The organism is Treponema sp. HNW (assembly GCF_050320395.1).
Taxonomy (GTDB): Bacteria; Spirochaetota; Spirochaetia; order Treponematales; family Treponemataceae; genus Treponema_C.
In genome coordinates, this window is record NZ_CP144459.1 from 1,998,554 (window position 1) to 2,012,267 (window position 13,714).

Sequence of the window (13,714 nt, forward strand, 5' to 3'; positions counted from 1 at the left end):
CCGTTTTTTTCCTCTTGACCGTTTTGGATACATCTCATACTATACACTACGAAAACAGGAGGTTATGTGCTTTCACAACGAATCGCTCATTTGCATCCCTATGTTCCCGGAGAACAACCCTCGGACAAAGACTATATAAAACTCAATGCAAATGAAAACCCCTACCCCCCTTCGCAAAAAGTTTTACAAGCGCTCAAAGATTTTATAGATACCTCCCCAATGCAAATGAGCCTCTATCCGGACCCCGAATCGCGTGCATTAAAACGCTCGATTGCCCGCATGCTCAACGAATCGGGAGGCCTGTTAAATGCGAAGAAAAAACTGCCCCTTGAAATCACCGAGGATATGATTTTTTGCGGTAACGGTTCCGATGAAGTGCTTTCATTTATTTTTTACGCTTTTTTCGATTCCGACAAGCCCGTATTATTGCCCGAACATACTTACAGCTTTTATCCGGTTTACGGCGAGTATTACAATATTCCGCTTAAAAAAATCCCCCTCAGACCTGATTGGACGGTCGATACCGAAGCGCTTGTGAGCGCCTTTAAAAATCCGGTTTACGGCCCGGATGTTTCCGGCCCGGATTTTTCCGGCTTTATATGCGCCAATCCCAACGCACCCACGGGCATTGCAATGAGCCTTTCCGACATTGAATCGATTTTACAAAATGCACAGGGGCGCGCCGTTGTTATAGATGAAGCCTATGCGGATTTTTCACATACCACGGCCTTACCTCTTTTGAAAAAATATGAAAATCTTATTATAGTGCGTACTTTTTCAAAGTCCCTGTCCTTCGCGGGTATGAGACTGGGCTATTGCATCGCCCGAAGCGATGCGGCGGCGGCTTTGACAAGGGTAAAAAACTCCTTTAACCATTTCCCCGTAGATGCCCTTACCCGGTGCGCCGCAGAGGCCGTCTGTGCCGATTGGAGAACTTACGCCGAAAACGCCGAGCGGATTGTCCGCACACGGGATGCTTTTTCGGATGAATTACGCCGTGAAGGCTGGACGGTCTTGCCTTCTTCGACAAATTTTATTATGGTTAAAAAGGGCGGTCTTGATAAAAAACCCGCTTTATCCGGAAAAACCGTTTATGAAAAACTTAAAAATTGCGGCTTTTTGGTGCGGTATTTTGCAGGGGCGGATACGGGCGACTTTGTGCGCATTACAATAGGAACTGCCGCACAGATGAAGATTCTTGCGGATACAATAAAAAAGTTATAGGGAAGTGCCGCAGCGGGACGATTGAAAAACAGCCGGTTTTTGAAGCCCGCTCGGTTCTTACGTAAAACGCGGAGGTGTATATGCGTTTTCTTGTTTTGTCGGACATTCACGGCGATGAAAAACATCTTGAACAATTGGATGAAGAATTCGCCCTTGCCGATGCCGTACTCTTTGCCGGAGATTTTGCGCGGTTTGAAGAAACGGAAACGGCCCTGCCTGTTTTAAATACGCTCGTAAAAAAACACGACAGTCTGTTTTGCGTATTGGGAAACTGCGATGAAAAAGAATTTTTAAAAGAGTTGGAAAATCTGGACGTATCGGTACAGGGAGATTTGGTATTCCGCGACGGTCTTGCCTTTGCCGGAAGCGGCGGAGGCTTAAAGTTTACCGGCGTTACCCCCTTTGAGCGCAGCGAAGAAGAATTGATAAGCGATTTGAACATCGTACACGAAAAAGACAACTGCGATAATTTGATTTTATTGATACATCATCCGCCCTATAATACAAAGCTCGATATGATAAGCGCGGGCGCACACGTCGGTTCAAAGGCGGTCAGAACCTTTATCGAAAAGCACAAACCCCTTGCCGTCATAAGCGGCCATATCCACGAATCCTTTGCCGTAGATGCTATAGACGATACCGTTCTGATGAATCCCGGCTCCCTAACCGAGGGACGATACGGCATTTTGGAAGCCGAACAAAGCGATACGGGCGGATGGACGGTTACGAAGGCCAAACTCAAACGCCTCGGCTAAAACCGAACATATCAGCGGGCGGTTGCGGCAAAACGGAACCCCATGTAGTTATACGCTTCTCCGGGATTATAGGCATAGCGGTCGGCGCTGAATAAAAAAGCCGCATAGGGGCTCCAGCTTCCGCCGCGGCACACCCTGTCGGTACCGTAGCGCGCGCCGTACACAGCCGTTTCGCTTCCGCCGTCTTGTTCATCGTAACGGGCAAACCAATCCCAGCAAAACTCCAATACATTGCCGCTCATATCGTAGAGACCGCAAGCATTGGGCTTTCCGCTCCCCGGCATACTCAAGGGGCCTAAAACGCTGCCTGCAGTGCCGATAAAGGCGGTTCCCGGATATAATAACGGAGAGGGGAGCGAGGCATCCTTCGTGCGGGAAGCGCTTCCCTGTAGGGAAGCTTTTTCTTCCGGGTAACTTTTTACCGCTTTTTCAATACTTTCGGCATCCCACGCGGCACCCGACAGGCTATTACCCGCGGTAAAACTTTCGACTCCGGATCTGCCGCGAATTTTGCGCGCCGCGTATTCCCATTCGGCTTCGCTCGGAAGGCGAAAACCGTCGGCAGTCCAATCGCATTCCGCCAAATCAACGGCGGCCGCATTTGAAGCATCGCGCAAAACCTCTCCCTTATAGGTATAGCAGGGCTTTCTGTTTTCAAGTTCGCTGAACGCATTGCACCACACAAGGGCATCGCGCCAACTTATGTTCGTAACGGGCTGGTACATTCCCTCATCGGCAGGCGCCTTTCCCCGTCTGCCGGAAGAGCCTTCCTGACCGGGATTTTGAAAAACATATCCCAAAAGAGACTGCGCGCGCAGGCGCACTTCATACCACAAAGCATAGGTTGTTTCATATTTATTGATAAAAAAGGGATACACCTTGCGTACTGCGGTTACCGACTGCACCCCTTCTCCGATGACAAACTCGTCTTCTTTTTCGGCGGGTTTTACAAAGGCAATCATTTCGTTTTTTATGTATTCGGGCACACCTGCGCCCGTCACGGCCGAGTCCGGTACAACTTGAAGCCGTTGGGGAAAATCTTCAGCCTTCGGCCGCGGATTTGAGCCGGAGATTTCACCTTGAGCAAACAGACACAGGGGAAGAGCGCAAAACAAAACACCGCATATTTTTTTTACCGCATCCGTCATATTACCCCCTTTTTTTCCGCTTTTCTTTTGAATGCTTAGTGCGGCGCACTGAACGTTCGGGACGGTCGGAAAAAGCCAATTTTGCAATAAAGCCCGTTACAATGCAGAGGATACTGATAACGGTAACGCCCAGCCAGCCGGACTTCATAAAGGGAAGCGGAACGTTCATGCCGAAAAAACTGACTATAAACGTGGGAATCATTAAAATTAAAGAAATAACCGTTAAGCGCTTCATAACGATATTCAGGTTATTTGAAATAACCGAAGCAAAGGCGTCCATCATACCCGACAAAATATTGCTGTACGTGTCCGCCATTTCAATGGCTTGGCGGTTATCTATGGCAACGTCTTCGAGCCAGTCCTTGTCTTCTTCGTCCAAATTGATAATGCGGGTTTTACCGATTTTTTCAAACAAAATCTGATTGCTTTTAAGCGAAGTCGTAAAAAACACCAGAGATTTTTCAAGGTTTAAAAGTAAAATCAACTCGTTGTTTCGGATGGAGCGTTCAAGCTGGCTTTGAATGGTTGCCGAACGCCTGTTTATTTCTTTAAGGTATCGCAAAAAGATGGTATCCGAGCGGCTTAAAATACGCACAATAAAGGCGGGAAAGTCCGACAGCGTTAAATCGCGTATACGGTTTTCGGCAAGGTCTCTGAGTACCTCGCAATCCGTCCAGCAAATCGTAATAATCGTTCCCGGATACAAAATGATGCCGAGGGGAACCGTAAAATAGCTTATATCGTTATCGGGAATAAAAACGGGTAAGCGCAAAATAATCAGGGTGTAATCGTCTTCACGCTCTATACGCGAAAGCTCGTCCTGGTCAAGGATGTCGAGAATGTGTTCCTGTTCAATATTAAAATCTTCTTCGAGAATGCGGATGTCTTCGCGGGTTACCGAACGTGCATCCACCCATTTATTCAAATCGGGGTTCAGCTGCGATTCCGAACGCTGAACGAGTTTTCCGTTTTCCTGCTGCCAAAACGTTATCATAGGCCTGCCCTCCTGTGTGCATAGAAAAATATAAACAACTACTGCCGGGGTCTGAATCCATACGGCTCCTCCTATGACACATGATGACAGGTCCACAAACCTGTCAGTATTTTAGCGCTACGGGCAAAAAAAATCAATCGGTATACGGATTTTTCTTTTTTTTGCGTACTTGACTTATAGGCAAATCTTTTTTATTATAACCTATTGAGGTATGTGCATATAATGAAGAAAATCAATATAAGTATATTTTTCCTGCTTTATACAGCCGTTTCCCTAAGCTCCCAAGCGCAGATATTGACGGTCAACGCTTTTTTTAAAACGGTTTCCGAAAAATACGGCCAAATACGGGACTATGAAGCCGATATGACAATAACGGCAAACAAAAGTATTATGCACTCCCGCGTATCTTTTAAAAAACCCAATTTGCTGCGTATCGACTTTTCCGATCCGGCAACCCAAACCATCGTATTTAACGGCGAGCAGTTGACCGTTTATCTTCCCGGTCCGCGCGCCATATTGAGTCAATCCGTGGAAGGCGGAAACCGTGCACGGGCGGCAAATCTTGCCACCCCTCAAGGCCTTGCCCTGATGAGCCGCTACTATTCGATTGCATACGAAACCGGACAGGAAGCCGTCGCCCTTGATGAAAATACGGCCGGAAGCGCCGCCGAAGAAAAGGTTATAAAGCTGCTTTTATCCCGTAAAAATACGTCGGAAGGATTTAGAACCGTAAAACTTGCAATAAATCCTTCAACCTTATTGATTCGACGGGTGGAAGCCGTATCGGCGGTAAGTGCAGATGTATTCAAATTCGATTTTTCAAACTACGCATTAAACCAAAACATTCCCGATACCCGTTTTTTGTATGACGCTCCGTCGTCGGCAAATACGTACAACAATTTTCTTCTTACGGAATAAGGAAAGAAGACATGGAAAGCTTCGGTCATTTACTGCGTACAAAACGTGAAGAAAAAAATATCTCTTTGGAAACGGCCTCCCGCGATACAATAATCTCAAAACAGTACCTGGAAGCCTTGGAAAGCGAAAACATAGACATATTTCCCGGACATACCTACGTTACCGGTTTTTTGCGCAATTACAGCGACTATTTGGGTTTGGACAGTACCTACATTGTAAAACTTTTTAAAAGTAAAATCATGCAGGAAGCGCCCGTTCCCGAAGAGCTTATCATAAAACACCGTATAAGCAAAAAACTGATTGCCGCCATTGCGGGAGGAGCGGTCGGCCTGTGTGCAGCCGTTGTTTTAAGCCTCTACTTTACCGTAATTAAGCCGGGAAGAACAAAGGCGGCGGCGGTCGATTTGGGAAAAAACAAGGGGCAGTCTTACACGATTTCGGCCATTCCCTTGCAGCGGCGCCTGTATAAGGGAGATACGATTCGCATTCCCTTCCCCGAAAACACACTCAGCTTAAGTGTCGAAAAAACACTGAACACCCTTGCCCTCGGTACTCCCATCGGAGTGCAATACGTTGAATTGGGTGAAGAACTGGAAATGGACATCGACGGTACCGGCGGCGCGGATATCGTAGTGTTTTTATCGGATATATCCAAAGAAAACGAAGATTTGGGAGCGGAAGTCCGTATGTTTGTTAAAGCCGGAAGCACCGCCGCCTTATCGGCAAGCGAGCTTATAAGTGCAGGTTCGGTTGCATTGGAATCCGGTGAAGTTTTAAAAGACGGTACCAAGCATACGGTTATTTTGCAGGATAACCGCGCCTACCCCTTTACGATAAATGCAAGTTTCCGCGGTATGTGTCTGTACCGGTATAAAAGCGACCGAAGCGATCCGTCGGAACATTTTTTAACTTCCGGCGATACCTTAAAGGTATCGGCACAAAGCGCGCTTCGCTTGTGGATTTCCAATGCAAACACCGTAAAAATGCAGCTCGTTGCCGAGGGAAAGTCTTACGATTTGGAAATGGGACGCCCCGGTCAGGTTTTAGTGCAGGATGTCCGCTGGATAAAAGAAGCGGACGGCGTGTATAAACTGACGGTAGCGGAAGTTGACTGAATCCGGGACATCGCTTTTGCGCCGTTTTTACCTCGATCAGTACGGCTGTGCAAAAAATCAGGTTGACGGCGAATTGATTATCTCCTATTTGGAAAAGCGCGGTTACGCCTATACCGAAGATGCCGAAAAGGCCGGCTTGATTATAATCAATTCATGCGGCTTTATCGAAAGCGCAAAAAAAGAATCCCTCGATGCCCTCTTTGCCGCGCGCAAAGCGTATCCTGCCGCAAAAATCATACTTGCAGGCTGCCTTTCCGAGCGCTATGCCGATGTTTTTGAAGAAAATTTGCCCGAAGCCGATGCCGTATTCGGTAACGGAGATTTGAATGCCCTCGGCGAATTGCTCGATAAACTCGAAGAGGGAAAGCGGCCCGTTATAAAACGCGAACAAAAAGGCGTATGTGCGGGAGAACGCACCAAGCTTTTGGGGTTTCCCTGTTCGGCCTATATCAAAATTACCGAAGGCTGCAATAACCGCTGCTCCTTTTGCGCAATCCCGCTTATCAGAGGCAATTTACGAAGCCGCAGTGCGGACGATATTGTGGACGAAATCCGCAGCCTGCAAAAGCGCGGTATCTTCGAGTTCAATTTAATCGGACAGGATTTGGCCGCTTACGGCTGCGACGGGGCGTGTAACGGTAATTCGGAAGATCCCCTCTATTTTCAAAGCCCCGGCCCTTTGAGCCTTTTATTGCAAAAAATAAGCGCTTTGGAAGGGGATTTTTGGCTTCGGCTGTTATACATTCACCCCGACCATTTTCCCCTCGACATATTGCCCCTTATACAAAAAGATAAGCGCATTATCCCCTACTTCGACCTTCCCTTTCAGTCGGGAGATAACCGCATTATCCGCGCGATGAACCGAAGGGGTACGGCCGAATCCTATACCGAACTTATCCGCCGCATAAAAGCCGATTTAAAAGACGCGGTTTTGCGTACTACCTTTTTATGCGGCTTTCCCGGCGAAACCGACGAAGAAGCCGAACATACCCTCGCCTTTTTAAAAGAGATAAAACCGCTGTGGTCCGGCTGTTTTGCATACAGTGCCGAAGAAGACACCCCCGCCGCCCTGATTAAAAAAAAGATCCCTGCAAAAACCGTCGAAAAACGCATCGCCGCTCTTCAAAGCGCTCAGGAAAAAATAACCGAAGAACTTTTACACGGCTATATCGGCCGGGTTTGCGATGTACTTGTTGAAGAACGTATTGAAGACGAAGAAACATCATTCGGCCTCGGCCGCTGCCGTTTTCAAGCGCCCGAAGCGGACGGTATTTGCGTTATCCGCTTCGACCCCGATGCCGAAAATGCACACAGCGTTTTTCCGGGAGCTGTCGTAAAAGTACGCATAGACGGCGTACGCGGTGTCGATGTAGTCGGAGTGTTAAGCCTATGAATGCGGACGAATATCTTAAAGTTTTAAATCCGGAGCAATACGAAGCGGTTACCCACGAGGGTTCTCCTCTTTTGATTTTAGCCGGAGCCGGATCGGGAAAAACACGGGTTATCACAACCAAGATTGCCTACCTTATAGGCGAAAAAGGATTCGACCCGCGTTCCATCCTGGCCGTTACCTTTACAAAAAAGGCCGCAAACGAAATGGCCGAGCGCGCCCGTCTTTTGGAAGAAAAGGCGGCAGATACGCAAATCCGTACCTTTCATTCTTTCGGGGCGCGTTTTTTACGCAGCTTCGCAGTACAGGCCGGCATTGCACCGAATTTTACCGTATATGACGATGATGACACCGTAACTCTGCTTTCCAAAGCGGTTCCCTCCCTCTCCCGTCAGCAGGCATCGCGCGCCGCCCATAAAATCGCGCTGGCAAAAGACTATTGCCTTTTTCCCGATTCCCCCGATTTATCGGTGATAGAAAGCGACCCCGATTTTCCCGGCATCTACGAAGCCTATGAGCAGCGCCTTCGGGAAACGGGAAATGTCGATTTCGGCGACCTCATTATGCTTCCCGTGTGTGTGCTCCGCTCTGATGAGACGGTGCGCTCCCGTATGCACGAACGTTTTAAAGTCATCATGGTCGACGAATATCAGGATTCGAATACCGCACAGTTTTTACTCTTACAGCAGCTTGTTTCGGACGGTACATATATTTGCGTGGTAGGAGACGACGACCAGTCAATCTATAAGTTCCGCGGGGCCGAAGTTAAAAATATTTTAAACTTTCAGGAGCATTTTCCCGGCACTAAAATCATACGTTTGGAGCGCAATTACCGCTCGGTTTCGCCGATTTTGCACGCCGCCGACAATGTTGTGCGCAACAATACCGAACGCTTAGGCAAAACCCTTCATTCCGAGCGCGGAGAAGGTAAAAAGCCCGTCCTCGCCTTTTTACCCGCCCAGGATGCGGAAACCGCCTTTTGCGCCGAACTTATTCAGGAAGCCTATAAAAAGGGCTGCCCCTACTCGGACTGGGCAATTCTGTACCGCACAAACGCCCAATCACTCGGTTTTGAAACGGAATTCTTACACCGAAAAATTCCTTACAGCGTTGTCGGTGCCCTCAAGTTTTACGAGCGCGAAGAAATTAAAGATATTCTCGCCTTTTTAGCCCTTATCGCAAACCCGAAAGACGAAATCGCTTTCCGGCGTATCGTCAATAAACCCGCACGCTCCATAGGAGCCGTGTCTCAGGATAAAATAGTCGACTTTGTGCGCGAGGTAAACAGACAGTCTCGGGATAATCAAATCGATTTTATTGCAGGCTGCCGCATGGGCCCTTCTTCGCTAACCAAAAAAACGGCCGAAGCACTGAACGGTTTTGCAGACCTGATAGATTCACTTTCCGCTTTTTTGGGTAAGGACAAAGATGAGGCTGACAATGAGGATAAAAATGAAGACAAAGAAGAAAAGCGGCTTTCCCTGTTTGTAGAAAAAATCATTTTGTCGTCGGGTTTAAACGAACACTACAGCGCGCAGGATGAAATAGCCGGCACACAAAAAACGGCAAACATGCAGGAACTTGCAAACAGTGCCGTCTTTTATCCGAATACCCGCAAGGGACTCCTAGACTTTCTCGACCACATCGAGCTCGACCGCACCCTGGAAGCGGCCGAAGAAACCGATGGAGAAAAAGATGCGGTAACCCTGATCACCCTGCACAACACCAAGGGCTTGGAATTCCCGCGCGTCGTTATCACCGGCCTTGAAAAGGGAATCTTTCCCCGCGGCGATAAAACCGGCGAAGAATTGGAAGAAGAACGCCGCCTCTTTTATGTCGGCATTACGCGGGCAAAAGACGAATTGTATATGACATCGTGCTCAATGCGCCGCCTCTACGGGCGCACCGACTACACCGAACCAAGCCTTTTTTTGTACGAGCTGGAAAAAGACGGCATAGAAATAATCGGAAAAACCCCCTACGGTTTTGCCCCCCTTCGTAAAACGGGCTTTTCTTCCGCCGCCCCGGTTGAATCCTCCAATCCCCTCGCCCGCCGCTGGGCACGCGGCATACGGCTCTATCATGACGACTGGGGCTACGGAGTCATCACCAAAACCCGAGAAGACGCTGAAGACAACTACGTAATTACCGTCCAATTCGAAAACGGCGCCGAAAAACGCTTTTTACCCAAATACCAAGCTCACAGCCTCATGATTGTATCGGAAGATTGAAAAGCTCTGTAATAGAGCACCAGCTGCTCACTTACCCAGTTTGCCCGTGAAAGAAACAGGGCTTTCCAATACACTGGGAGCAAACTGAAAGCGCACTGTGTGCGCCGGTTCCCTAGAACTCTATTTTATTTAAAAAGGCTGTCCTTTAGACAGCCCTTTTAAATAAAAAAAGCCCGGCTTCGAGCGCAGAGCGCTCAGCAACCTGCGCACGGCAATAGTCGGGTACTTTTGCCGTGCGCGTCGAGTTTGGCGTAAGGCTTGCGCCTTATCGTCAAACTCGCATACATAACCGGTGCTAAAAGCTGAAGTTTTTAGCACCAGCTGCTCACTTACCCAGTTTGCCCGTGAAAGAAACAGGGCTTTCCAATACACTGGGAGCAAACTGAAAGCGCACTGTGTGCGCCGGTTCCCTAGAACTCTATTTTATTTAAAAAGGCTGTCCTTTAGACAGCCCTTTTAAATAAAAAAAGCCCGGCATACCCGACTCCCGTCGGGCAGCAACCGACGCACGCACGCGTGCTTAGCACGTTTGCAAGGAAACGGTTTTGAACTCTGCAAATACCAAAGCAAACGTGATAGGTTCCTTTGAACTAATTTTATGCCCTGAGACGCACGCTGTACGCCTCAGGGCATAAAAAAAGCCCGGCAGCAACCTACTTTCCCGCGAATGCAGTATCATCGGCGTAAGAGAGCTTGACTTCCGTGTTCGGGATGGGAACGGGTATTACCTCTCCACTATGGCCACCGGGCAATAAATACCAAGTTAAAATAAGGGGGAAACGTCTTACATTTCAAACAAAAAAGATAATATGGTCAAGCCTCACGACTGATTAGTACTGCTCGGCTGAATACATTGCTGTACTTATACCTGCAGCCTATCGACCGGATAGTGTCTCCGGAGTCTTTAGGAGGGTTATACCCTCAGGGATGATTTATCTTGAGGTGGGCTTCCCGCTTAGATGCTTTCAGCGGTTATCCCTTCCGAACGTAGCTACTCTGCACTTACTCTTGGCAGAATAACAGATACACCAGAGGTTCGTCCACATCGGTCCTCTCGTACTAAATGCAGCTCCTCTCAATCATCCAACGCCCACAGCAGATAGGGACCGAACTGTCTCGCGACGTTCTGAACCCAGCTCACGTACCGCTTTAATTGGCGAACAGCCAAACCCTTGGGACCTGCTCCAGCCCCAGGATGCGATGAGCCGACATCGAGGTGCCAAACCTTCCCGTCGATGTGAACTCTTGGGGAAGATCAGCCTGTTATCCCCGGAGTACCTTTTATCCGTTAAGTGACGGCGCTTCCACTCGCTACCGCCAGATCACTAAGACCTACTTTCGTACCTGCTCGACCTGTCAGTCTCGCAGTCAAGCCGCCTTGTGCCTTTACACTCATACACCGATTTCCAACCGGTGCGAGGCGACCTTCGCGCACCTCCGTTACTCTTTAGGAGGCGACCGCCCCAGTCAAACCGCCTGCCTACCATTGTCCCCATACCGGCTTCACGGCACGGGTTAGAAATTTCATTCATCAAGAGTGGTATTTCACCTTTCGACTCCGCGCAGCCTAACGACCACGCTTCACAGTCTCCCACCTATTCTACACATGATAAATAAAATCCCAATAGTAAGTTACGGTGAAGGTTCACGGGGTCTTTCCGTCTAACTGTGGGTAACCGGCTTCTTTACCGGTATATAAATTTCACCGAGTCTCGCGTTGAGACAGTGCCCAGAATCGTTACACCATTCGTGCGGGTCGGAACTTACCCGACAAGGAATTTCGCTACCTTAGGACCGTTATAGTTACGGCCGCCGTTTACCGGGGCTTCAATTCAATGCTTCAGGGCTCCCTTGACATCTCCTCTTAACCTTCCGGCACCGGGCAGGTGTCACCACCTATACGTTTCATTACTGATTGGCAGATGGCTGTGTTTTTGATAAACAGTCGCCTGGGCCTGCTCTGTGCCACCCTCTTCTTTAACCAAATCGGGCCACACTTCTTCCGAAGTTACGTGTGCATTTTGCCGAGTTCCTTAACGCGAGTTCTCTCGTGCGCCTTAGATTTCTCATCCTTCCTACCTGTGTCGGTTTACGGTACGGTCTTTACCAGCCTAGCCTGAGACAATATTTCCCGGCACCCTGATTACACCCGCTTCGCTTCGACTTTCTCTCCACTCGCTGTCACAACTTACCTCAAACGACGGATTTGCCTATCGTTCTCAAAAGCTTATTGCTTCGACCGGAACTACCGTTCTCCGGCCGGGTTTCACCTCATGCGTCTTGCCCTCGAAACTGATAAAGGTATCGGATTATGAACCGATTTCCCATCGACTACGACTTTCGTCCTGGCCTTAGGGGCCGACTTACCCCGGGCAGATTGCCTTTACCCGGGAAACCTTAGGTTTTCGGCGGACGGGGATCTCACCCGTCTTTGCGTTACTTATGCCTGCATTCTCTCTTCCACTACCTCCAGTACCCCTCACGGGTATACCTTCTTCGGCCCATGGAATGCTCCCCTACCACCTAACGCTTAAACGCGTTAGATCCAAAACTTCGGTATACCGCTTAGCCCCGTTACATTATCTGCGCTTGCATGCTCGACCAGTGAGCTATTACGCACTCTTTTAAGGAATGGCTGCTTCTAAGCCAACCTCCTGGCTGTCTGTGCATTCAAACTTCATTTTACACTTAGCGGTATTTCGGGACCTTAGTTGTTGGTCCGGGCTGTTTCCCTTTCGACTACGAACCTTGTCGCACGCAGTCTCACTCCCATATGTTGTTTAGCGGCATTCAGAGTTTGATTGGGTTTGGTAGGCAGTGACGCCCCCTAGTCCATCCAGTGCTTTACCTCCGCTAAATTTATATGAGGCTGTCCCTAAAGGCATTTCGGGGAGAACCAGCTATTTCCAGGTTTGTTTAGCCTTTCACTCCGAGTCACAAGTCATCCATACCTTTTTTAACAGATTATAGTTCGGTCCTCCACAAGGTTTTACCCTTGCTTCAACCTGCTCATGACTAGATCACCTTGGCTTCGGGTCTACCTCATGCAACTTAAACACGCCCTATTAAGACTCGGTTTCCCTTCGGCTCCGGAACTTCCATTCCTTAACCTCGCTGCATAAGATAACTCGCAGGCTCATTCTACAAAAGGCACGCTACTACCCTTATAGGGCTGTAACATCTTGTCGGTTTATGGTTTCAGGTTCTATTTCACTCCCCTTACCGGGGTTCTTTTCGCCTTTCCCTCACGGTACTGTTGCACTATCGGTAGCTGTGGAGTATTTAGCCTTGGATCGTGGTCGACCCTGCTTCCGGCAAGGTTCCTCGTGCCCCGCCGTACTCAGGTACCGCATCAAAGAGACATATACATGTCGCGTACGGGGATTTCACCCTCTCTGTCAGGCTTTCCCAAACCTTTCCGCTATATATATGTTTTCTCAAAACTCTTCGGGTCATCCCCATGCGGCCCTACAACCCCGCTTTAAGCGGTTTGGGCTCCTCCGATTTCGCTCGCCGCTACTTTCGGAATCTCCGGAGGATCGCTCCTCTTCTTGATTTCTTTTCCCGAGTTACTTAGATGGTTCACTTCACTCAGTATGGCTTTACTACCCTATTTTATTCAGGTACGTAATGACAGAATCGCTCCTGTCGGGTTACCCCATTCGGCTATCCGGGGATCACTGAATATGTGCTTCTCCCCCCGGCTTTTCGCAGCTTATCACGGCCTTCTTCGCCTCACAGCTCCCAGGCATCCGCCATAAACCTCTATTCGCTTGACCATATTATCTTTTTTGCTTTCCCGTAAACTTCTTCAACACAAATGCCCGTCAAGCAGGCCGTCAAACCTTCAAAATACTCGACATTCTTCAAACCGGCCCTTCTTAAGCACTCAAGTCTCCGTTTACGTGCGTTTCCCTTCCCTATTTCTGTCAATTTACT

8 protein-coding genes and 2 rRNA genes are annotated in these 13,714 nt (G+C 48.7%); 6 read left to right on the forward strand and 4 right to left on the reverse strand.

Features of this window, described 5'->3' with window-relative positions:
• The first annotated feature begins 66 nt into the window (after nt 1–66).
• Both V1L52_RS09210 and V1L52_RS09215 read left to right on the forward strand, forming a co-directional pair.
• Complete coding sequence (locus tag V1L52_RS09210) at nt 67–1,224, forward strand: pyridoxal phosphate-dependent aminotransferase (protein WP_428768997.1); 1,158 nt, start codon at nt 67–69, stop codon at nt 1,222–1,224.
• 80 nt (nt 1,225–1,304) lie between these two features.
• Nucleotides 1,305–1,979, forward strand: a complete 675-nt coding sequence (locus tag V1L52_RS09215) for a metallophosphoesterase (RefSeq protein ID WP_428768999.1) — start codon at nt 1,305–1,307, stop codon at nt 1,977–1,979.
• An 11-nt stretch (nt 1,980–1,990) separates the two neighbouring features.
• Here V1L52_RS09215 and V1L52_RS09220 read toward each other — a convergent pair whose 3' ends face one another.
• Entirely contained in the window at nt 1,991–3,127 is a 1,137-nt protein-coding gene (locus V1L52_RS09220) for a formylglycine-generating enzyme family protein (protein WP_428769001.1), read from the reverse strand.
• Between the two features lies 1 nt (nt 3,128).
• A complete protein-coding gene (locus V1L52_RS09225; protein ID WP_428769003.1) occupies nt 3,129–4,121 on the reverse strand; it encodes a magnesium transporter CorA family protein in 993 nt (330 codons plus the stop codon).
• Between the two features lie 222 nt (nt 4,122–4,343).
• Here V1L52_RS09225 and V1L52_RS09230 point away from each other — a divergent pair, with 222 nt between their 5' ends.
• Genes V1L52_RS09230 through V1L52_RS09245 form a run of 4 tightly spaced genes read left to right on the forward strand, consistent with a single transcriptional unit; the run spans nt 4,344 to nt 9,775 of the window.
• Nucleotides 4,344–5,039: a LolA family protein gene (locus V1L52_RS09230; RefSeq protein ID WP_428769005.1), complete on the forward strand. Its 696-nt coding sequence runs from the start codon at nt 4,344–4,346 to the stop codon at nt 5,037–5,039.
• Between the two features lie 11 nt (nt 5,040–5,050).
• Nucleotides 5,051–6,154, forward strand: coding sequence for a helix-turn-helix domain-containing protein (locus tag V1L52_RS09235; protein WP_428769007.1), 1,104 nt, complete (start codon nt 5,051–5,053; stop codon nt 6,152–6,154).
• A complete protein-coding gene (rimO, locus tag V1L52_RS09240) occupies nt 6,147–7,547 on the forward strand; it encodes a 30S ribosomal protein S12 methylthiotransferase RimO (RefSeq protein ID WP_428769009.1) in 1,401 nt (466 codons plus the stop codon). The genes V1L52_RS09235 and rimO overlap by 8 nt, the downstream gene beginning before the upstream one ends.
• Nucleotides 7,544–9,775, forward strand: a complete 2,232-nt coding sequence (locus V1L52_RS09245) for an ATP-dependent helicase (RefSeq protein WP_428769011.1) — start codon at nt 7,544–7,546, stop codon at nt 9,773–9,775. Before rimO ends, V1L52_RS09245 begins: the two co-directional genes overlap by 4 nt.
• A 640-nt stretch (nt 9,776–10,415) precedes the next feature.
• Here the strand turns inward: V1L52_RS09245 and rrf are convergent.
• Both rrf and V1L52_RS09255 read right to left on the reverse strand, forming a co-directional pair.
• A 5S ribosomal RNA gene (gene rrf, locus V1L52_RS09250) occupies nt 10,416–10,524 on the reverse strand.
• A 60-nt stretch (nt 10,525–10,584) separates the two neighbouring features.
• Nucleotides 10,585–13,554 (reverse strand): 23S ribosomal RNA (locus V1L52_RS09255).
• Between the last annotated feature and the right edge of the window lie 160 nt (nt 13,555–13,714).